The 20,056-nt window shown below is 60.3% G+C and carries 19 protein-coding genes and 1 pseudogene; 7 read left to right on the forward strand and 13 right to left on the reverse strand.

What is annotated here, in order from left to right:
* Nucleotides 1-76: 76 nt before the first annotated feature.
* From N2601_RS23200 to N2601_RS23225, 6 genes are all read right to left on the reverse strand, one after another.
* The gene (locus N2601_RS23200) at nt 77-3,715 is read right to left on the reverse strand and encodes a hydantoinase B/oxoprolinase family protein (protein WP_260305057.1); all 3,639 of its coding nucleotides are present in this window, start codon (nt 3,713-3,715) and stop codon (nt 77-79) included.
* 111 nt (nt 3,716-3,826) lie between these two features.
* On the reverse strand, nt 3,827-4,543 hold the full coding sequence (locus tag N2601_RS23205; RefSeq protein WP_104826684.1) for an ABC transporter ATP-binding protein: 717 nt from the start codon (nt 4,541-4,543) through the stop codon (nt 3,827-3,829).
* Nucleotides 4,524-5,288 carry an ABC transporter ATP-binding protein gene (locus N2601_RS23210; RefSeq protein WP_104826685.1) on the reverse strand — a complete coding sequence of 255 codons (765 nt, stop codon included), beginning with the start codon at nt 5,286-5,288 and terminating at the stop codon, nt 4,524-4,526. Before N2601_RS23210 ends, N2601_RS23205 begins: the two co-directional genes overlap by 20 nt.
* Complete coding sequence (locus N2601_RS23215; protein ID WP_104826686.1) at nt 5,285-6,289, reverse strand: branched-chain amino acid ABC transporter permease; 1,005 nt, start codon at nt 6,287-6,289, stop codon at nt 5,285-5,287. The genes N2601_RS23210 and N2601_RS23215 overlap by 4 nt, the downstream gene beginning before the upstream one ends.
* A gap of 1 nt (nt 6,290) precedes the next feature.
* A complete protein-coding gene (locus N2601_RS23220) occupies nt 6,291-7,154 on the reverse strand; it encodes a branched-chain amino acid ABC transporter permease (protein WP_104826687.1) in 864 nt (287 codons plus the stop codon).
* 107 nt (nt 7,155-7,261) lie between these two features.
* On the reverse strand, nt 7,262-8,434 hold the full coding sequence (locus tag N2601_RS23225) for an ABC transporter substrate-binding protein (RefSeq protein WP_104826688.1): 1,173 nt from the start codon (nt 8,432-8,434) through the stop codon (nt 7,262-7,264).
* Between the two features lie 219 nt (nt 8,435-8,653).
* Here N2601_RS23225 and N2601_RS34250 point away from each other — a divergent pair.
* Together N2601_RS34250 and N2601_RS23235 are read left to right on the forward strand one after the other, a co-directional pair.
* Nucleotides 8,654-8,779: pseudogene (locus tag N2601_RS34250) on the forward strand (type II toxin-antitoxin system RelE/ParE family toxin); the annotation flags it as partial.
* A gap of 222 nt (nt 8,780-9,001) precedes the next feature.
* Nucleotides 9,002-9,325, forward strand: a complete 324-nt coding sequence (locus N2601_RS23235; protein WP_104826689.1) for a helix-turn-helix domain-containing protein — start codon at nt 9,002-9,004, stop codon at nt 9,323-9,325.
* Here the strand turns inward: N2601_RS23235 and N2601_RS23240 are convergent.
* The 5 genes from N2601_RS23240 to pcaD are packed head-to-tail and all read right to left on the reverse strand — an operon-like array spanning nt 9,322 to nt 12,952.
* Nucleotides 9,322-10,371 carry a 3-carboxy-cis,cis-muconate cycloisomerase gene (locus N2601_RS23240; protein ID WP_104826690.1) on the reverse strand — a complete coding sequence of 350 codons (1,050 nt, stop codon included), beginning with the start codon at nt 10,369-10,371 and terminating at the stop codon, nt 9,322-9,324. The two genes, N2601_RS23235 and N2601_RS23240, sit on opposite strands and share 4 nt — an antisense overlap.
* A 3-nt stretch (nt 10,372-10,374) precedes the next feature.
* Nucleotides 10,375-10,986 (reverse strand): protocatechuate 3,4-dioxygenase subunit alpha, encoded by a 612-nt coding sequence (pcaG, locus tag N2601_RS23245; protein WP_199773659.1) that lies wholly within the window; start codon nt 10,984-10,986, stop codon nt 10,375-10,377.
* A gap of 2 nt (nt 10,987-10,988) precedes the next feature.
* Entirely contained in the window at nt 10,989-11,738 is a 750-nt protein-coding gene (gene pcaH, locus N2601_RS23250; protein ID WP_104826692.1) for a protocatechuate 3,4-dioxygenase subunit beta, read from the reverse strand.
* 12 nt (nt 11,739-11,750) lie between these two features.
* Nucleotides 11,751-12,146 carry a 4-carboxymuconolactone decarboxylase gene (gene pcaC, locus N2601_RS23255; RefSeq protein ID WP_104826693.1) on the reverse strand — a complete coding sequence of 132 codons (396 nt, stop codon included), beginning with the start codon at nt 12,144-12,146 and terminating at the stop codon, nt 11,751-11,753.
* Nucleotides 12,143-12,952, reverse strand: coding sequence for a 3-oxoadipate enol-lactonase (pcaD, locus tag N2601_RS23260; protein WP_104826694.1), 810 nt, complete (start codon nt 12,950-12,952; stop codon nt 12,143-12,145). Before pcaD ends, pcaC begins: the two co-directional genes overlap by 4 nt.
* 94 nt (nt 12,953-13,046) lie before the next feature.
* Between pcaD and pcaQ the strand changes: the two genes are divergently transcribed.
* Complete coding sequence (gene pcaQ, locus N2601_RS23265) at nt 13,047-13,973, forward strand: pca operon transcription factor PcaQ (RefSeq protein WP_104827876.1); 927 nt, start codon at nt 13,047-13,049, stop codon at nt 13,971-13,973.
* 6 nt (nt 13,974-13,979) lie between these two features.
* Here pcaQ and pobA read toward each other — a convergent pair whose 3' ends face one another.
* Nucleotides 13,980-15,152, reverse strand: a complete 1,173-nt coding sequence (pobA, locus tag N2601_RS23270; protein WP_104826695.1) for a 4-hydroxybenzoate 3-monooxygenase — start codon at nt 15,150-15,152, stop codon at nt 13,980-13,982.
* Between the two features lie 114 nt (nt 15,153-15,266).
* Here pobA and N2601_RS23275 point away from each other — a divergent pair, with 114 nt between their 5' ends.
* A complete protein-coding gene (locus tag N2601_RS23275; protein ID WP_104826696.1) occupies nt 15,267-16,154 on the forward strand; it encodes a helix-turn-helix domain-containing protein in 888 nt (295 codons plus the stop codon).
* Nucleotides 16,155-16,214: 60 nt separating this feature from the next.
* On the opposite strand, the gene N2601_RS23280 is transcribed toward N2601_RS23275, so the two are convergent.
* Nucleotides 16,215-16,970 carry an IclR family transcriptional regulator domain-containing protein gene (locus N2601_RS23280; protein ID WP_104826697.1) on the reverse strand — a complete coding sequence of 252 codons (756 nt, stop codon included), beginning with the start codon at nt 16,968-16,970 and terminating at the stop codon, nt 16,215-16,217.
* Nucleotides 16,971-17,100: 130 nt separating this feature from the next.
* Here N2601_RS23280 and N2601_RS23285 point away from each other — a divergent pair, with 130 nt between their 5' ends.
* From N2601_RS23285 to pcaF, 3 genes are read left to right on the forward strand one after another with little or no spacing between them, the layout of a single operon-like run.
* Nucleotides 17,101-17,952, forward strand: coding sequence for a CoA transferase subunit A (locus N2601_RS23285; protein WP_104826698.1), 852 nt, complete (start codon nt 17,101-17,103; stop codon nt 17,950-17,952).
* A gap of 10 nt (nt 17,953-17,962) precedes the next feature.
* Nucleotides 17,963-18,733, forward strand: a complete 771-nt coding sequence (locus N2601_RS23290; RefSeq protein ID WP_104826699.1) for a CoA-transferase subunit beta — start codon at nt 17,963-17,965, stop codon at nt 18,731-18,733.
* On the forward strand, nt 18,733-19,938 hold the full coding sequence (gene pcaF / locus N2601_RS23295) for a 3-oxoadipyl-CoA thiolase (RefSeq protein ID WP_104826700.1): 1,206 nt from the start codon (nt 18,733-18,735) through the stop codon (nt 19,936-19,938). Before N2601_RS23290 ends, pcaF begins: the two co-directional genes overlap by 1 nt.
* Nucleotides 19,939-20,056 lie beyond the last annotated feature (118 nt).

Genomic DNA, 20,056 nt, shown 5'->3' on the forward strand with positions numbered 1-20,056 from the left:
GTGCGTCAGGCAGACTATGTGACAAAGGCATTTTGTCAACAAATTATCGATAAGATTCAATTGTTGGCAATCGTCTTTATGCCCCCGGTTTGCCGTAACCGCCGCCGGTCGGTGTGACGACGGTGAAAGCTTCGCCGACGTCCAGCACCGTATGGGCGGCGCCTATCAACTCCTCGATCACACCATCGTTGCGCCGGACATAATTGCGGCCGGTCTGGCCCGGTTCGCCACCCTTGACGCCGAACGGCGCGACGCGGCGATGGCCGGAGAGTATCGCAAATTCCAGCTTCTCGCGGGTGCGGATGGTCCGTTGCGTTCCGTTGCCGGCGTTCCACTTGCCGCGTCCGCCGGAGTTCGGGCGAATGTGGAAATCCTCCAGCACGACGGGAAAGCGGGTCTCGAGAATTTCCGGATCGGTCAGGCGTGAATTGGTCATGTGCGTATGCACCGCATCGGCACCGTTGAAGCCCGGACCGGCCGGCGCGCCGGAGCAGATCGTCTCGTAATATTGATAGGCATTATTGCCGAAGGTAAGATTGTTCATCGTCCCCTGTGCCGCGGCAAGCGTGCCGACGGCACCGAACAGGCAGTTGGTGACGGCCTGGCTGACCTCGACATTGCCGGCAACGACGGCAGCCGGATATTTCGGCGTCAGCATCGTCCCGTCGGGGATGATGATCCGGACCGGCCTCAGGCAGCCGGCATTCATCGGGATATCGGCTTCGACCAGCACGCGGAAAACATAGAGCACGGCAGCACGGGTCACCGGCTGCGGCGCATTGAAATTGTCAGCGCGTTGCTCCGAGGTGCCGGTGAAATCCACGGTCGCTTCACGCTTATTTCTGTCGATCGAAATCTTGACGACGATCTTGCAGCCCTGATCCATCTCATAACTGAACTCGCCATCCGGCAGGCGATCGAGAACGCGACGCACGCTTTCGGCCGCATTGTCCTGGACATGGCCCATATAGGCATCGACCACCTCTTCGCCGAAGTGGACGATCATCTTTTTCAGCTCGGCGACACCCTTCTCATTGGCGGCGACCTGCGCCTTCAGGTCGTTGATGTTCTGCGCCAGCGTGCGCACCGGATAGCGGGCTCCAGTCAAAAGCTTCGCCAGCTCGTTTTCGCAGAAGCGGCCGCGATCGAGGAGCTTGAAATTGTCGATATAGACCCCTTCCTCTTCGATATGGGTGGCAAGGGGCGACATGGACCCGGGTGAGATGCCGCCGATATCGGCGTGATGGCCGCGGCTGACGACCCAGAAACGAATCTCCTTACCGGTATCGTCGAAGACGGGCGTGCAGACAGTCAGGTCCGGCAGGTGGGTGCCGCCATTATAGGGCGCATTGATCAGGAAGACGTCGCCGGGATGAATGACCGGGTTTTCGCGGATGGCAGTCGCGACGGAGGCGTCCATGGAGCCGAGATGTACCGGCATGTGTGGTGCATTGGCAACGAGATTGCCCTCGGCATCGAAGACGGCACAGGAGAAGTCCAGCCGCTCCTTGATATTGACGGAGTAAGCGGTGTTCTGCAGCGTCACGCCCATCTGCTCGGCGATGGACATGAAGAGATTGTTGAAGATCTCCAGCATCACCGGATCAGCCTTCGTGCCGATCGCCGTGCGTTGCGGCAAGGCCTTGATGCGGGTCAGAATGATGTGATCCTTCGCAGTCAACATCGCCTGCCAACCATCCTCGATGACAATGGTTTGGTTCGGCTCGATGACGATGGCAGGCCCGGTCACTGTCTGCCCGGGCAGGATCGCCTCGCGCAGTACGACGGCCGCGTCATGGCTTTCGCCCTGGGAATGGAAGGATGTGCGGCGAGTGGCATCGGCTTCGCCTTGACCTGCCTCTGTCCGCTCGGCGTCGACTTCGGCGGCTGCACCTCCGATCGTCTCGACTTCGACCGCCTCGATCACCAGCGGCTTATCCTCGGCGACGAAACCGAAGCGGCGCTTGTGCAGCACTTCGAATTCGCTGCGCAGTCGCGCAGAATTGTCGATCTCGGGGAAGGTGACCTCGACGGCCAGCATCGTATCCGTACCGGCATAGCGAATATGAGCGCGCTCGACGGTGCGGATATCGCCTGTGGCGACGCCCTGCGCCTGTAGCTCCGGCACGCATTCGCCCAGCAATTCTTTGCCCAATGCGGCGATGGCGGCCGGCGCGGTATCGTCAAGCGGCACGCCAAGCGCCTTCTGTCGCGTAGCCCTGATATCGGCAAGGCCCATGCCATAGGCCGAGAGCAGGCCGGACATCGGATGCAGGAGAATGCTTTTCATGCCGAGCGCGTCAGCAACTAGGCAGGCATGTTGGCCGCCGGCGCCACCGAAGCAGTTGAGGGCATAGCGCGTCACGTCATAGCCGCGCTGCACCGAAATCTTCTTGATCGCCTCGACCATGTTGGCAACGGCGATGCGGATGAAACCATCAGCCACTTCTTCCGGGCTGCGGCCATCGCCGATCTCGGCGGCCAGTTCGGCGAACTTGCCGCGCACCGTTTCGACATCCAGGGGCTGGTCCTGGTTCGGCCCGAAGATCGCCGGGAAGAATTCCGGCAGCAGCTTACCGGTCATGACATTGGCATCGGTCACGGCCAAGGAGCCGCCATTGCGATAACAGGCGGGGCCGGGAAAAGCGCCGGCAGAATCCGGGCCGACGCGGAAACGGTCGCCATCAAAATGCAGGATCGAGCCGCCGCCGGCCGCCACCGTATGGATCAGCATCATCGGCGCGCGGACGCGGACACCGGCAACTTCCGTCTCGAAAGCGCGCTCATACTCGCCGTCGAAATGCGCTACATCCGTCGACGTGCCGCCCATATCGAAGCCGATGACATTGGCGAACCCGGCCTGCTCGCCGGTCTTGGCAAGACCGACCACACCGCCGGCCGGGCCTGAGAGGATGGCGTCCTTGCCCTGAAACATGTCGGCAGCGGTCAATCCGCCGGACGACATCATGAACATGACGCGCGCGCCCGTGCGAGCAATATCAAGCTCTTCCGAGACTTGGCTAATGTAACGACCGAGCACCGGCGAGAGATAGGCATCCACCACGGTCGTATCACCACGACCGACCAGCTTGATTAGCGGCGAGACCTCATGGCTGACCGAGACCTGCTCGAAGCCGAGACGCCTTGCGATCCTGGCAACGGCTGCCTCATGCGCCGGGAATTTATAGGCATGCATGAAGACGATGGCGATGGCGCGATAGCCTTTGGCGCGCAGATCGCGCAACGCCGCTTCCGCTGCCTGCTCGTTGAGGGCGAGCTCCACCGTGCCATCGGCAAGCACGCGCTCCTCGATCTCCACCACATCATCGTAGAGCGCTTCGGGCTTGATGATTTCGGTTGCGAAGATCTTCTTGCGCTCCTGATAGCCGATGCGCAGCGCGTCACGGAACCCCCGCGTCGTCACGAGCGCCAGACGCTCGCCCTTGCGCTCCAGAAGCGCATTGGTGGCAACCGTCGTGCCCATGCGCACCTCGCCGATCAAGCCGGCGGGGATCGGCTCGCCATTCGTCAGGCCGAGATGTAGACGGATGCCGTACACGGCGGCGTCGCGATAAGCCTCCGGATTTTCCGAAAGGACCTTCCGCGCGTGCAGTTCTCCCGCGGGATCGCGTCCGACGATATCGGTAAAAGTGCCACCGCGATCAATCCAGAAATCCCAATGACCCGCTACGCTGCCCGACAAGACCGCCTCCATCAAAACCGCCCGAATTTCGATTATAAAATATCGATAAATCGTCGATGTTTTATCGTCAACGATGAATCCGACTCAAGGCTGGTTTGTTCGCGGCAATGCCAGGGGGATTGTTTAGTGCAGGTCGCCGACACCAAGCAGGCGTTCAACGGCACTATGATCCTGGGAAAGAGCGTCAGGCGTTCCCTGCCAGGCTAGCCGTCCGCGCTCAAGGATGATCACCTGATCGGCAAAATCGAGTGCGCTCTGAATGCGCTGTTCGACCAGCAGGATGGTCATATCGCCAGTCTTGGCGAGATTGGCGAAGGCGGCCATCAGTTCTTCGCAGATCACGGGCGCCAAACCCTCCAGTGGTTCGTCGAGGAGGAGCACGGAGGGGCGGCCAAGGATAGTCCGTGCCGTCGCCAACATCTGCTGTTCTCCGCCGGAGAGCTGGTTGCCGAGATTTCTGCGGCGTTCCTTGAGGCGTGGGAACATGTCGTAGGCTTCCTGCAAGGCGGTCTTCGGGCGACCCTTCAAACCGACAGAGAGGTTTTCCTCGACCGTCAGCGTCGGGAAGATGTCGCGCGTCTGTGGCACATAGCCGAGACCGTGATGCGCTCGTTTGGCACTCGGAAGGCCAGTCACGTCGGCCGCCCCCATCCGGATGCGGCCGTCATAGCGGCGCGTCTGGCCGGCGAGTGTTGCAAGCAGTGTCGTCTTGCCCATGCCGTTGCGGCCTAGCACGGCAAGCCGCGCACCGGCGGGAACGGAAAAGGAAACACCTTCGAGCACCCGCGTCGGCCCATAGCCGGCGCACAGATTTTCCACTTCAAGCGGCGTGGCCGGCATTGGCGTAGCTCCCCAGATAGGCCTCGCGTACCCGCTTATCCCTGGTGACGTCGGCGGGCGAGCCGTCGAAAATGATGGTGCCGGCGGCCAGGACCACGACACGTTTGGCGAAGCGGAAGACCAGATCCATGTCGTGCTCGATCATCAGCACGGCGAGATCGCCGGGCAGATCGGCCAGCGCCTGCTCGATGCGGCCGGTATCGCTCTGCGGGACCCCGGCGGCGGGCTCGTCGAGTAGCAGTACTTTCGGCTTCAACGCCATGGCAACGGCGATCTCCAACAGCCGCTGCTGGCCATAGGCAATCTCCCTGACCTTGCGGTGCATGAGATCGCCGAGGCCCAAGGTGCCGAGCAGATCGCTGGTCTCCGCCATAACGTCGCGCATGGCCAGGAAATTGCCGAACATACGGCCGGAGCGGCCGGAGCGCTGCAAAATGGCAAGACCGACATGCTCGGCCGGCGTCATGTCCTGAAAAAGCCGCGTTACCTGGAACGAGCGCACCAGTCCGCGCCGGACGCGGCCGATGGCGTCGACCTTTGTCACTGTCTCGCCGCCAAGACGGACGGCACCAGAATCTGGCCGCAGATTGCCGGTGACCAGATTGACGAAAGTGGTCTTGCCGGCACCGTTCGGTCCGATCAGCGCCACACGATCGCCCGGCGCCATCGACAGGCTGACATCGTTGGTCACAGTCAGTCCACCGAAAGCCTTGTTCAGATGATCAACCTCGAAAATCGCGCTCATGAACGCGCCTCCCGGCTGCGTGCGAGATAGGCTGCGGCCGTGCCATAGATGCCCTTCGGTGCAAACAGCACGACGACGATCAGCAGCAGGCCGACTATGGTCAGCCAATGGAAGGGATTGGCGGCCGAGACATAATCTTCGAACAGCATGAAGATCAGCGTGCCGGCGAGCGCCCCGAACAGGGAACCGGTGCCGCCGAGCACAAGCATGACCAGCGCCTCGGCCGATTGTGTGAAGGAGAGGCTGTCGAGGCCGACAACCTGAGTGGAGATTGCGTTCAGCGCGCCACCGACGCCGGCGACAGCGCCCGAGATGACATACATCTTGATCAGCACCATCTTTGGCGAGGCGCCCATGGCGCGGATACGCAAGGGGTCTTCCTTGATACCGCGGCAGAGCATGCCGAAGGGTGAGCGTACGATAAAGCGCAGCAGGATCAATATGATCGATAAAAGTGCTACAGCATAGATATAAGCCGTATGCCCATAGAGATCGAATTCGAACAGACCGAACAGAGGATCGGCGGAGATGCCGGAAAGTCCATCGCTGCCACCAGTCCAATCCGAGGCCTTATTGGCGAATTCGTGGAAGAGATAGATCAGCGCGATTGACAGCACGAGTTGCGGCAAGCCCTGTGCTCTGAGGATGACGATGCCACAGATCAATCCGGCGACTGCACCGCCGACGATGCCGGCAAGCGTCATGACCAGGGGATCGTTGATGCCGTAATGCGCCGATGCGATACCTGCGGCATAGGCGCCGGCCCCGAACAGGGCCGCATGACCGAGCGTCGCCACGCCACAATAACCGGTCACCAGATCAAGCGACAAAACCAGCAGGGCGATGGCAATCAACCGCGTCAGAAGTGCGAGATTGTCGGGAAACAACAGATAACCGGCTGCTGCCAACACGAGGATGATCGCTATGGCGACGGCATCGCGACTAAGTGCCCGGCGTTTGCTGGCGGCAGCGATGGCCGCGCTATCCATGGTCAGTGCCATATCACTTCGCCCTTCCGGCTAGGCCGCGTGGGAAGACACAGACGATGGCGATCACGGCGAGATAGAAGAAGAATTCGCCATATTCCGGCATCAGATAGCGGCCGGTCGTATCGATGCAGCCAAGGACGAGGCAGGCCAGCAGCGCCCCGGAAATGGAGCCGGCCCCGCCGACCGAAACGACCACGAGGAAGGTCACCATATAACGCAGGGCATAATAGGGCTCGACCGGCAACAGCTCGGCACCGACAACGCCACCGAAAGCAGCAAGCCCGACGGCAATGGCGAAGCTGACGGCATAAACGATCTCCGTGCGCACGCCGAGCGCCGCCGCCATCGAAGCGTTGTCGACGGAGGCGCGGAGTTTTACGCCGAACGAGGTCTTTTCGATCGTGTACCACAATGCCAACGCGACGATCAGCCCGCAGACGATCGCGAAGAGACGATGCGTGCCGATGGTGCGGAAGCCGAGATTGACGGAACCCTGCAGCTCGTTCGGCAAGGGAATGGTCTTCAAAGTCGGACCGAAGACATAGTTGGCGATACCGATGATGCAGAAGGTGATGCCGATGGTCATCAGCACCTGCGTCAATTCCGGCGCCCCGTAGATGCGCCGATAAAGCAGCCGCTCGATCGGGATGGAGATGATCACCGTGCCCACCACGGCAAGCAGCACCGCAGCCGCATAGCCGATGCCAAGATCACGCGCGGCATAGGAGGCGATGTAGCCACCGATCATGGCGAAGGCGCCGTGCGCCAGATTGACGACGCGCATCAACCCCATGGTGATGGAGAGGCCAATGGAAATCACGAACAGCACCATGCCGTAGGCGAGGGCATCCACTGCTATGCTAAGCACGGTTTGCATGATGCTGGTCCGACTACCTTTTCTGGTCCTGCCTTGATCCTTCTCCACCGGAGCGGACGCAATCCGCCCACTCCTGCGCAACCGGGAGAATGAAATGAAGGCAGACCTTATTTCGCTGCGGCAAGGCCCGGATCGCCTTGCTTTTCGAAGGTCTGGATTTCCTTGTTGATGTATGTGCCATCAGCCGTCTTGGCGACCTCGCGCAGATAGATATTCTGCGTGATATGGCGGCTCTCCGGATCGATGATGACCGGGCCGCGAGGGCTGACCCAGGAGAGCCCCTTCACCGCATCGACGGCCTTCTGGGCATCCTGCTTGCCGCCGGTCGCCTCGATCATCTTGTAGATGACATACATGCCGTCGAAGGCGCCGACGGCCGGGAAGGTGAGTTCGGCCGGATTGCCGATCGCCTTGCCCGCGGCAGCGACAAAGGCCTTGTTTTCCGGAGAGTCGTGCGAGATCGAATAGTGGAACGTTGTCTGCATGCCGAGCGCTGCATCGCCGAGTGCCGGCAGGTCGGATTCCTGCGTCAGGTCGCCGGGCGAAAACAGTTTGATGCCGGCGCCTTTCAGGCCGTTTTCGTTGTAGGCCTTGACGAAACCGAGCGTGGTCGGACCCGAGGGCAGAAAGGCAAAAACGCCCTGTGCGCCTGAATCCTTGATGCGCTGCATGATCGGGCTGAAATCATTTGTCGACAGCGGCATGCGGACAGCCTCGACAACCTGGCCGCCTGCCTTCTCGAAGCCTGCCTTGAAGGCATTTTCGGCATCGATGCCCGGACCGTAATCGCTGACGACGGAGATGACCTTTTTGACGCCGCTGTCATGCGCGACCTTTGCGATCGGCGTCGAGGTCTGCCAGGTGGTGAAAGACGTACGCACCACCAGCGGGCTCTTGGTGACGATCGCCGATGTCGCGGCGTTGAAGATCACCATCGGCACATTGGCTTGCTTGAGAATCGGCGTCACGGCCATGGCGTCCGGCGTGAAATAGAAGCCGGCGAGATACTGCACATGCTCCTTGACGACCAGTTCCTGCGCCGAGGATTTCGATTGTGCCGGATCGGCTTGCGGGACATCGCGATAGATCATTTCGATCTCGTTGTCGCCGACCTTATTGCCGTGCATTGCCATATAGGCGTCGATACCGGCCTTGAAGTTCTTACCCTGCAGGGCGAACGGACCTGAAAAAGGACCGATGACGCCGATCTTGATCGTGTCTGCATAGGCCGCACTGCCCATGGCAATAGCCGCGATCGCGGCCAGAACGAACCGTCTCATATTTTCTCCTCCCGCAGCCAGCCTGCTCCCGGACCAGCTTGCCTTGATGAACCGCTTCAACTGCCAATCTGGCATGTGAAATGGTGATGTAAAATGAAATAAATGCTCGTATTCATAATTTATGAGTTATGTTTCTGGATGACGGAAAGCATAGGGCGAGAAGCGAAATTTTGAAATCGCTATTGTTGAATTCGGTAGGACCAGGTGCTACATAAATCCATGATCGCCCGAGTATTCAAAACGAGTTGGTTCGGCAAGGCCGCGCGCAAAGCCCATATTTCGGATACCGAGCTTCTAAAGGCGATCAAACAAGTTGCCGAAGGCAAGGTCGATGATCTCGGAGGCGGTGTTTTCAAAAAGCGGTTGAACGACAATATGCATCGCTCGATCATATTGGCAAACGCTGGACGTTTTGGGTCTACGAATATCTGTTCGCGAAACAGGATCGAGCAAACATCGAAAACGATGAATTGCTCAAATTTCGGAAGCTCGCCAAATCATATGCCAGCCTTTCCGAAGAGCAGCTTCAGCGTTTGGTGGAAATCGGACATTTTGTGGAGATCGGCAATGACAAAAACACGTAAATACAAAAGTGATGCCTTTGAGGCGATCCACACTTCCGCCGAAGCCCTCTACAAGGTTGGCGCGATTGACAAGGAAACATTGCGCTCCTTTGACGAGGATTGCCTTGCTGTTCCGCCAGCGCTCGAGCCGGCAGATATCAAAGCGCTACGCGAACAAAATCACGTCAGCCAACCGGTTTTCGCGCGCTATCTCAATACTAGCGAGTCGACCGTGCAGAAATGGGAAAGCGGCACCAAACGGCCGAGCGGTATGGCGCTGAAACTGCTGGCGATCGTGCAGAAACACGGCCTTGAGGTCCTGAGCTAAGCAGCCGCTCCCAATCGCCTCACGTTGCTGATCAGCTCCCGCGCCAATCGCAGCGACGCGGCCGTCGCCATCGCCATCGGCGGCAATAGCAGCCATTCGAGCGTCCAGGCGGCGCCCGAGCGTTCCTGCTCGTGCACGAGGGATTGATGGATGCCGGAAAGCTGAACGGCGTTGAAGCGGGCAAGCGATACGAGGACTTCGGCGGCGACCGGGTTCTGCTTGTGCGGCATGGCGGAAGAGCCGCCACCGCCGGCGAGCTCGATTTCGTCGCCGGCCTGTGCAAGGAGGGCGATATCCTGGCCGATCTTGCCGAGGCTGCCCGAAATCAGCGAGAACAGACCGGCGAGTTCAGCAACCCTTGCCCGCTGGCTCTGCCATTGCGGCTCGTCAGTGAGGTCAAGCTCCTGTGCCAGCGACGCTCGAACGTCCGCAGCTTTGGATCCGAGCTTGTCCAGCGTGCCGACCGCGCCGCCGAATTGGATTGGAAAGGTCTCCTGCGTCAGCCGATCGCGATATTTGTCCAGCGGATCGCGCCAGGCGCGCAGGCGGTCAGAGACAGTAATCGGAATAGCGGCCTGCATCCGGGTATGGCCCATCAGGCGGTTCGAACCATGCTGCTTGTCGAGTTTTTCAAGCGCCGCCGCAACGGCGAAGAGACGGCCGGCGAGCAGAAAGGCTACCGCCTTCAGACGGATCATCAAGCTGCTGTCGATGACATCCTGGCTGGTAGCGCCGAAATGCACATGCTGCCCGGCTTCGTCGCCGACTGCCTTGCGCAATTGCTTGATAAGATCCGGAACGACGACGCCATCCGTCGCCGTCGCGGATTTGAGGCTGAAAATATCGAGCTGGAAACTGGTAGAGATCTCGGCAATCCGCTGCGCCGCCTCCTGCGGGACGATACCGTGCCGCGCCTCGGCTTTCGCGAGCGCCGCCTCAAAGGTAAGCATTGCCCGGATATCGGCTTCCGCCGAAAAGTAAGCGGAGACCTCCTCATCGCCGAGGAGGCCGGAGAGGAACGGGTGATCGAAGGCGGAAATACTCATGGCCTATATATCGAGGAAAACTGTTTCCTTGTCGCCCTGCAAATGCACGTCGAACGTATAGACCGATCCTTCCTTGCGGGCGATCAGGGTGGCGACGCGGTCGCGATGTTCGATGCGGGCAAGCAGGGGATCCTCCGCATTGGCCTCGGCCTCATCCGGAAAATACATGCGCGTATGCAATCCGATATTGATGCCACGTGCGACGATCCAGAGGGTGATATGCGGCGCCATCCGGCGTCCGTCCTTATAAGGAACGCGACCGGGCTTCACGGTTTCGAAGCGGAAAACGCCGTCTTCGGCGCTGGTCGGGCAGCGGCCCCAACCGGTGAAGTTCGGATCGGCCGTGCCGCGCATTTCAGCAGGGCTGTTATAGAGACCGGCACTGTCTGCCTGCCAGATCTCGACGACGGCATCCTTCACCGGCACACCGGCACCGTCTAGAATCCGGCCCTTGAGCGTGATGCGCTCTCCAAGCGTCTTGTCGTTGACCATGGATATGCCGAGGTCGGTGTCGTAGATACCACCGATCTCGCAATAGTTCGGCGTGAGGCCGATATGGACATAGGGACCGGCCGTCTGCGACGGCGTCTCCTTGAGGTAGCCGATTTGCTGCACCATCAGTTTCCCTCCAGCCGGTTTTCGAACAGGGTCGAGCGGCGGCCACGCAGTACGATATCGAATTTATAGGCGCGCGCATCCATCGGAATGGTGTTGCCCCAGTCAAGCGGAGCGATCAGTTGCTCGATAGCCGCCTTGTCAGGGATCGTGCCCACGATCGGACATTTCCAGATCATCGGGTCACCCTCGAAATACATCTGCGTGATCAGCCGCTGCGCAAAGCCGTGACCGAAGATTGAGAAATGAATATGCGCCGGCCGCCAGTCATTAACGCCGTTCGGCCAGGGGTAGGCCCCCGGCCGTACCGTTCGGAAGGCATAATGGCCCTCCTCGTCGGTGATGGCGCGGCCGCAGCCGCCGAAATTCGGATCGATAGCGGCAAGGTAGGTCTCTTTCTTGTGGCGATAACGCCCACCGGCATTGGCCTGCCAGAATTCCACCAGAACGCCAGGAACCGGCCGGCCCCGCTCATCCAGCACGCGGCCATGCACGATAATGCGCTCCCCGATCGCGCTTTCGCCCGGCTTGGCGAAGTTATGGATCAGGTCGTTGTCCAGTTCGCCGAGGATAGAATGCCCAAATACCGGCCCGGTGATTTCGGAGATCGTTCCATCCAGTGAGAGGAGCGCCCGCTGCGGCGAGCGCAGAACCGAGGTCTTGTAGCCGGGTGTAAAGGCCGGTGGATGCCAGGCACGGTCGCGGGCGAAAAAAGCGCCGGTCTCCGGTTTGCTATTGGTTTTGTCGGACATGTCTGCCTCGTTTCAGGCCGCTTTCTCGGCGTCCATCTGTTCGAAAACCTGCTTGGCGATCTTGATCGCGTGATTGGCAGCCGGCACGCCGGCATAGATCGCCACATGCAACAATGCTTCGCAGACGTCGTCGCGCGTCGCGCCGGTGTTGCTCGTGGCGCGAACATGCATCGCTACCTCTTCATCCTGACCCAGCGCTGCCAAAAGTGCGATCGTCACGATCGAGCGCTCACGCTTGCTGAGCGTCGGGCGCGACCAAACGTGCCCCCAGGCGGCCTCCGTGATCAGGTCCTGGAATGGCCGGTCGAAATCCGTCGATCCCGACTGGGCGCGGTCGACATGGCTGTCGCCAAGAACGGCGCGCCGCGTCGCCATGCCCTGAAGGTAGCGCTCGGAGGGGTCATTCATGGGCCTTTTTCTCCATGCAAGGCAAAATCGATGAAAGCGCGGATGACCGCGGTCAGGGCTTCGGGTTGCTCGATACAAGGGATGTGCCCTGCGTCCTTGATGACTTCGTAACGCGCATTCGGAATGAGCTTGGCGGTCGACAGCACTAGTTCCGGCGGCGTCGAACCGTCTTGATCGCCGACGATGCAGATGGTCGGCACTGCAATCCTTTTCGCCGCTTCGGTGAAATCGGCATCACGAAGAGCGGCGCAAGTGGCGACATAACCTTCCACCGGCTGGCGGATCAGCATGTTGCGATAACCGCCGAAAGCAGTGTTCTCGGGACGTCGAAAAGCGGGCGTGAACCAGAGTTCGAGCACGCCGTCGGCAATCGACTCGATGCCCTCGGCCTCGACCCTGGCGATGCGGTTGTTCCAACTCTCGACCGTACCGATCTTATGTGCCGTATCGCAAAGGATCAGCGCCCGCACCAAATCCGGCCGCCGCTGATAGAGCGATTGCGCAATCAGACCGCCGACCGAGAGGCCGCAGATAACGGCATCTTTCACCGCGAGCAGATCGAGCAGCCCTGCGAGATCGGTGGCGTGATCCTCCATCGTGTAGGGCATCTGGCCAAGATCGGACAGGCCATGGCCGCGTTTGTCATAGAGAACGATGGCAAAATCGCCTGCGAGCCGAACGATCACATCACGCCAGATCCGGAAATCCGTGCCGAGCGAATTGGCAAAGACAAGCACTGGCTTATCGCCGGCAGCGCCGATGATCTGATAGTGGATCGTGACATCATTGATACGGGCGAACTGCACTGGAAATCTCCTCTAACAACGAGATTGGAGGTTTAATCTGGTTAGGTAAAATGATATTTCTTGGCTTTTCAATAACCTATGAGTTATGAAAACCATGATCGACTCCCGCGTCAAATTCCGCCATCTCCAGACCTTTGTCGAGGTCGCGCGCCAGAAAAGCGTGATCAAGGCGGCCGAACTCCTGCATGTCAGCCAGCCCGCGGTGACCAAGACTATCCGCGAGCTGGAGGAGGCGCTGGGCGTCGCGGTTTTCGAGCGTGACGGGCGCGGCATCAAGATTACCCGTTACGGCGAAGTCTTCCTGCGCCATGCCGGGGCGGCGCTGACTGCGCTCAGACAGGGATTCGACTCCATTTCGCAGGAGCGCTCCGGCGAAGCGCCGCCGATCCGGATCGGTGCCTTGCCTACGGTCTCCACGCGGATCATGCCGCGGGCGATGGAGTTATTCCTGAAGGAGGAAACCTGGAGCCGCATCAAGATCGTCACCGGCGAAAACGCGGTGCTGCTGGAGCAACTCCGTGTCGGCGATCTCGATCTCGTCGTCGGCCGCCTGGCCGGTCCCGACAAGATGGCCGGCTTTTCCTTTGAGCATCTTTATTCCGAGCAGGTCGTCTTCGTGGTGCGGGCAGGGCACCCGCTGCTGGCGGTGAAACAATCGCTGTTTTCCAATCTCGGCAAATACACGGTCTTGATGCCGACGCGCGGCTCGATCATACGTCCCTTCGTCGAGAGTTTCTTGATCGCCAACGGCGTTGCCAGCCTGCCGAACCAGATCGAGACGGTATCGGATTCCTTCGGCCGCGCCTTTGTGCGATCGAGCGACGCCATCTGGATCATCTCCACCGGCGTCGTCGCCAGCGATGTCGAGGACGGTCTGCTCAGCCTGCTGCCGATCGATACCAGCGAGACCAGAGGCCCCGTCGGCCTCACCATGCGCACCGACGCCATCCCCACCATGCCGCTATCGATCCTGATGCAGACGATACGGGAAGCGGCGGCCGAGGTGGCAAAGAAGAGCTAGGCCGTCTCAATAGGGCAGGCCGACATAATTCTCCGCCAGCACGGTCGAGGCGGCGCGGGAATGGGTGAGATAATCCAGTTCCGCCTCCTGTATTTTCTGGTCGAAATCGCTGGTGTCGGGAAAACGATGCATCACCGTCGTCATCCACCAGGAGAAGCGCACCGCCTTCCAGACGCGAGCGAGCGCATGGGCTGAATAAGCGTCCAGGCCGGTATTGGAGCGATCCTGATAATGTTCGGCAAGACCCGAGAAGAGATAATGCACATCGCTCGCCGCAAGGTTCAGGCCTTTGGCCCCGGTCGGTGGCACGATATGGGCCGCGTCGCCGACGAGGAACAGGCGACCGAAGCGCATAGGCTCGGCGACGAAGGAACGCAGCGGCGCGATCGATTTCTCAAATGAAGGCCCGGTGATCAGCGCCTCGGCATGATGCGTGGGCAGACGGTGGCGCAGTTCGTCCCAGAAACGGTCGTCGCTCCAGTTCTCGATTTTCTCATCCAGCGGACATTGTATGTAATAGCGGCTGCGCGTCATCGACCGCATGGAGCAGAGCGCAAATCCGCGCGGATGATTGGCATAGATCAGCTCGTGATTGACCGGCGGAACGTCGGCGAGCAGACCGAGCCAGCCGAAAGGATAGATTTTCTCGAAGCTGCGGATCGATTTCTCCGGAACCGATTTGCGACCCGCGCCATGAAAACCATCACAGCCAGCGATAAAATCGCAATCAATATGGTGGGTTACCCCATCTTTCTCGTAGGTGACATAAGGTGAGCTTCCGTCGAAATCATGCGGCTGAACATTGACGGCCTCGTAGATTGTTAAAGCGCCGCTCTGTTCGCGATGTGCCATCAAATCGCGGGTGAGTTCCGTCTGGCCGTAGACCGTGACGCGCTTGCCTCCGGTGAGATCATGGAGATCGATGCGATGATCGCGGCCGTCGAAGGCAAGTGAAAAGCCGTTATGCGGCAAGCCCTCAGCATGCAGACGCGCGCCGGATTTCGCCTTGTCCATCAGCCCTACCGTACCTTCTTCCAGGACGCCGGCGCGAACGCGTCCGAGGATATGGTCCTTGCCGACGCGATCGAGGATGACGTTGTCGATCCCGGCCTCCGTCAGCAACTGCCCCAAGAGCAGGCCGGACGGACCCGAACCGATAATGGCGACCTGAGTGCGCATGATGTCCTCCCACGCTTCGTCTTTTTTCCCAATTCTGCGCGGCGGCGAGGGCGCCAACAATGGACATTTCACCCAACTAATTGCACAAATCGAACATGATGGAGGGAGGTAGCTTTGTCGAAACCAGTGCCGACCTATGAACTCTACGGCGAAAATACGGGAAAAGGGCCGGATTTCTGGCTGCATTGCGAGACAATCCCATCGCGCAGCAGCCTCCATCATTGGGAAATCCGACCACATCGCCACGAAAGCTTCTTTCAGATCCTGTGCATAGATGCCGGCTCTGGCGATGCGATCTTTGACGGCGAGAGCCACGCCATCATACCGCCCGCGGTCATCACCATCCCGCCGCGCCTCAATCATGGTTTCCGTTTTTCCAGGGATATCGACGGCTTGGTCATCACCGTGTTGATCTCGCATCTGAAGGCCGCGCCGGGTGATCGCAGCCGGCTTGGCGAATGGCTGGCCGCGCCGCATCTGACGCGGCTCAATCTGAGTGATCCAGATGCGGCCTATGTCGCCGGAACCTTGAAGCGGCTCGGCGGCGAGTTCGCCAATCGCCGTGGCGGCCGCAACGACCTGCTCGAAGCCTATCTTACCTCGGCGCTGCTACTGACCGCTCGTCTTTCGCAGCAGGAAAGCGAAGGGCAGGGTGCGTCCGACGAAGGCGAACAACGGATGGAAAAACTAAACGGCCTCATCCAGCGGCATTTCCGCTCCCACGAACCCGCCGCCTTTTACGCCGAAGCGCTCGGTATCTCGCCGACACATCTGAACCGCATCGTACGCGCCAAAACCGGCCATGGCGCCCATGAGCTCATCGCCCGCAAGCTGGTGGACGAGGCCAAGCGCGAATTGGTCTTTACCTTGGGCAGCGTGCAGGAGATCAGCTATCGCCTGGGCTTTACCGATCCCACCTATTTCTCGCGCTTCTTTGTCAAGCAAACCGGCCAGACACCCCGCGCATGGCGCATTGAGGAACGACAGAGGCTCGGAATGTGAGCAAGGCAATCGAAAATCGGAGTCCAATCACCCGCCCTCGTGCTTCGAGGGACGTGAAGGCTAACGCAGAACCAGCCGCAGCATCTTCTGCGTTTCCCGCAGCAGCGGCAGATAGCGCTCCGCCATCTCGGCAGCGGCAACATAGGCCGCCGGCGCGCCGATATTGATTGCCGCAACCGTCTGGCCGCGATCGTTCTCCACGGGAACGGCAATGGAGCAGAGGCCGATTTCCAGCTCCTGGTCAATGACGGCATAGCCCTGAGCCCGTACTTGGCGAAACTCGGCCATCAACACTTCCGGATCTGTTTTCGTATTCGGCGTATTGGCCTTGATCTCCGTGCGGGCAAGCACGGCGCGCGCCTCATTTTCCGGCAAGGCGCCGAGCAAGACGCGGCCCATGGAGGCGCAATAGGCGGGCAGGCGGCTGCCGGGTGTGAGGTTGATCGACATCACCCGGCGTTGTGAGGCGCGGGCGATATAGACGATTTCTGTGCCGTCCAGCACCGAAGCGGAAGCGTTGTGACCGGCGCGCTCTGAAAGTTGATCGAGATAGGGCTGGATGATCGTCGGAAGCGGCGTCGCCGAAAGATAGGCATGGCCGAGCCGCAGGATTTTCGGCGTCAGCGCGAAGAATTTTCCGTCATAGTCGGCATAACCAAGTTCGGCGAGCGTCAGCAGCGAGCGGCGCACCGTTGCGCGATCGAGTCCGGTTAGCTTCGACGCCTCGGCGATCGATAGTCTCTGGCGCGTCTCGCCGAAGGCTTCGATTGTTTTCAATCCTTTGGCAAAGCCGCTTACGAAATCAGTTTCACGCATAGTCTTCCTCCAGGTAAAAGCATTTTGTGCGATATATGAACAAAAGTCAAATAACGCACAAAATATTTGACGTCGGTCACCTGGAGGCGCTTATTGACGCCCATACCACATGACTATTTTGGGAGGCCTCATGGCGAAGATCGTATCGCTTTCGGAAGCGGTGGCGGAAAATGTGCGGGATGGGGATACCGTCGCCATGGAAGGGTTTACCCATCTCATCCCCTATGCCGCCGGGCACGAGGTCATCCGGCAGGGGAAGAAGGATCTTTACCTGATCCGCATGACGCCGGACATCCTCTACGACCAGTTGATCGGCGTCGGTGCCGCGCGCGGCATGAAATTTTCCTGGGGCGGCAATCCCGGCGTCGGCTCGCTGCATCGCTTCCGCGACGCCGTCGAGAACCAGTGGCCGCGGCCGTTGGAGATCGAGGAACATTCGCATGCGGCCATGGCAAACGCCTATGAGGCGGGGGCGGCGAACCTGCCCTTCGCCATGCTGCGCGGCTATATCGGCGCCGACCTGCCGAAGGTCAATCCGAACATCAAAAGCGTGACTTGCCCGTTCACCGGCGAAGTGCTGGCCGCCGTTCCCGCGATCCGGCCGGATGTCACGATCATCCACGCGCTGCGTGCCGACCGGAAGGGCAATGTCTTGCTCGAAGGCATCGTCGGCGTGCAGAAGGAGGCGGTGCTTGCTGCCAGACGGTCGATCGTCACGGTCGAGGAGATCGTCGACGAACTGAACCCGCCATCGCCGAATTCCGTCGTGCTGCCGACCTGGGCGGTAACCTCGGTTGCGCATGTGCCGGGCGGCGCCTTCCCCTCCTATGCGCAGGGTTATTATGCGCGCTCGAACGCCTTCTACATTGCTTGGGACGAAATCGCCCGCGACCGTGACAGCTTCCAGGCCTGGATCAGGGAGAATGTCATGGAAGCCAGGCCGGAAGATTTCGCCAAATATGCAAAAAAGAACGCAGCGTGAGGAGGCGGAGATGACCGATTTTACCCCCACGGAAATGATGACCATCGCCGCGGCGCGTGCACTCACCAATGATGACGTCTGCTTCGTCGGCATCGGCGCGCCATCGGCCGCATGCAACGTTGCTCGACTGACACATGCGCCCGACATTACGCTTATCTATGAAAGCGGAACCGTCGGCACCAAGCCGGATGTGCTGCCGCTCTCGATCGGCGACGGCGAGCTTTGCGATACCGCGCTCTTCACGGTCTCGGTGCCGGAGATGTTCCGTTACTGGTTGCAAGGCGGGCGGGTTACGACGGGCTTTCTCGGCGGCGCGCAGATCGACCGGTTTGCCAATCTGAATACCACGGTCGTCGGCCCTTATGATCATCCGAAGGTTCGCCTGCCGGGCGGCGGCGGCGCGCCGGAAATCGCCAGCAATTGCGGCCAGATCTTCATCACCATGGCGCTTTCCAAGCGTGGCTTCGTCGAAAAGCTGCCCTTCATCACCTCGATGGGCCACGGTGAAGGCGGCAACCATCGCGAACGGCTTGGCATGAAGACGAAAGGCCCGACTCGCGTTATCACCGATCTCTGCATTCTCGAGCCGGATCCGGTGACCAAGGAGTTGACCGTCGTGTCGATCCACAAGGGTGTCACCCGTGAGCAGATATCGGAGAATTGCGGCTGGGCGATCAAGTTTGCCGACGAGGTGATCGAGACGCCGGCGCCCACCGAAACCGAACTCTGCGTTCTGCGCGATATCAACGCACGCACCAAGAAAGCACATGAGGCAGCCTGATGACCGAAGCCTTTATCTGTGACTATATCCGCACGCCGATCGGCCGTTTCGGTGGTTCGCTTTCCTCCGTCCGCGCCGACGATCTCGGTGCAGTGCCGCTGAAGGCGCTGATCGCGCGCAACGGTTCGGTCGATTGGGAAGCGGTCGACGACGTGATCTACGGCTGCGCCAACCAGGCCGGCGAGGATAACAGAAACGTTGCCCGTATGGTGGCGCTGCTCGCCGGCCTGCCGGTTTCCGTTTCGGGCACAACGATCAACCGCCTTTGCGGCTCCGGCATGGACGCCGTTATCACCGCAGCACGCGCCATTCGCTCCGGCGAGGCGGAACTGATGATCGCCGGCGGCGTCGAGAGCATGTCACGCGCGCCCTTCGTCATTCCGAAGGCCGATAGCGCCTTTTCCCGCAATGCCGAAATCTACGACACCACCATCGGCTGGCGCTTCATCAATCCCGTGATGAAAAAGCAGTATGGCGTTGATTCGATGCCGGAAACCGGTGAGAACGTTGCGGAGGATTATAAGGTCAGCCGCGAAGACCAGGACGCCTTCGCCGTCCGCTCGCAGGCCAAGGCTGCGGCCGCACAGGAAAATGGCCGGCTTGCCAAGGAGATCACGCCGGTAACGATCCCGCAGCGCAAGGGCGATGCGATCGTCGTCGGCAAGGACGAACATCCGCGCGCAACGACGATGGAAGCGCTGGCAAAGCTTGGCACGCCCTTCAAGAAGGAGGGCGGCACGGTGACCGCCGGTAATGCCTCCGGCGTCAACGACGGTGCGGCGGCGCTGATTATCGCTTCGGAAGCGGCGGCGAAGAAATACGGCCTGACGCCGATTGCCCGTATCCTCGGCGGGGCTGCCGCCGGCGTGCCGCCGCGCATCATGGGCATCGGCCCGGTGCCGGCATCCCGCAAGCTGATGGCCCGACTCGGCCTGAAACAGGAGCAATTCGACGTCATCGAACTCAACGAAGCCTTCGCCTCGCAAGGTCTTGCGGTACTGCGCGAGCTCGGCATTGCCGACGAGGACGCCCGCGTCAATCGCAACGGCGGCGCCATCTCGCTTGGCCATCCGCTCGGCATGTCCGGCGCTCGCATCACCGGCACGGCGGCGCTGGAATTGAAGGAGACCGGCGGACGCTATTCACTCTCGACCATGTGCATCGGTGTCGGCCAAGGCATCGCGATCGCGCTCGAGCGGGTCTGACGGCATCACAGGAATTTGACGGCGGGCGGCCGGGGGTTTCCCTGCCGCCCGCTTTTTGTTGGCGGCGCATGCATTGCCTGATCGCAATTCCGACTGATATTACCGATGCCAATTGTTT

The organism is Rhizobium sp. CB3060 (assembly GCF_025200735.1).
Lineage (GTDB): Bacteria > Pseudomonadota > Alphaproteobacteria > Rhizobiales > Rhizobiaceae > Rhizobium.

Excerpts from the sequence above, each read along its gene's own strand:
- N2601_RS23290 (WP_104826699.1), top strand. The coding sequence starts at position 17,963 with ATGACCGATTTTACCCCCACGGAAATGATGACCATCGCCGCGGCGCGT.
- N2601_RS23210 (WP_104826685.1), bottom strand. The coding sequence starts at position 5,288 with ATGAGCGCGATTTTCGAGGTTGATCATCTGAACAAGGCTTTCGGTGGA.
- N2601_RS23280 (WP_104826697.1), bottom strand. The coding sequence starts at position 16,970 with ATGCGTGAAACTGATTTCGTAAGCGGCTTTGCCAAAGGATTGAAAACA.
- pobA (WP_104826695.1), bottom strand. The coding sequence starts at position 15,152 with ATGCGCACTCAGGTCGCCATTATCGGTTCGGGTCCGTCCGGCCTGCTC.
- N2601_RS23220 (WP_104826687.1), bottom strand. The coding sequence starts at position 7,154 with ATGCAAACCGTGCTTAGCATAGCAGTGGATGCCCTCGCCTACGGCATG.
- N2601_RS23240 (WP_104826690.1), bottom strand. The coding sequence starts at position 10,371 with ATGAGTATTTCCGCCTTCGATCACCCGTTCCTCTCCGGCCTCCTCGGC.
- pcaH (WP_104826692.1), bottom strand. The coding sequence starts at position 11,738 with ATGTCCGACAAAACCAATAGCAAACCGGAGACCGGCGCTTTTTTCGCC.
- N2601_RS23235 (WP_104826689.1), top strand. The coding sequence starts at position 9,002 with ATGACAAAAACACGTAAATACAAAAGTGATGCCTTTGAGGCGATCCAC.
- pcaQ (WP_104827876.1), top strand. The coding sequence starts at position 13,047 with ATGATCGACTCCCGCGTCAAATTCCGCCATCTCCAGACCTTTGTCGAG.
- pcaC (WP_104826693.1), bottom strand. The coding sequence starts at position 12,146 with ATGAATGACCCCTCCGAGCGCTACCTTCAGGGCATGGCGACGCGGCGC.
- N2601_RS23285 (WP_104826698.1), top strand. The coding sequence starts at position 17,101 with ATGGCGAAGATCGTATCGCTTTCGGAAGCGGTGGCGGAAAATGTGCGG.
- pcaF (WP_104826700.1), top strand. The coding sequence starts at position 18,733 with ATGACCGAAGCCTTTATCTGTGACTATATCCGCACGCCGATCGGCCGT.
- N2601_RS23225 (WP_104826688.1), bottom strand. The coding sequence starts at position 8,434 with ATGAGACGGTTCGTTCTGGCCGCGATCGCGGCTATTGCCATGGGCAGT.
- N2601_RS23200 (WP_260305057.1), bottom strand. The coding sequence starts at position 3,715 with ATGGAGGCGGTCTTGTCGGGCAGCGTAGCGGGTCATTGGGATTTCTGG.
- N2601_RS23205 (WP_104826684.1), bottom strand. The coding sequence starts at position 4,543 with ATGCCGGCCACGCCGCTTGAAGTGGAAAATCTGTGCGCCGGCTATGGG.
- N2601_RS23215 (WP_104826686.1), bottom strand. The coding sequence starts at position 6,289 with ATGGCACTGACCATGGATAGCGCGGCCATCGCTGCCGCCAGCAAACGC.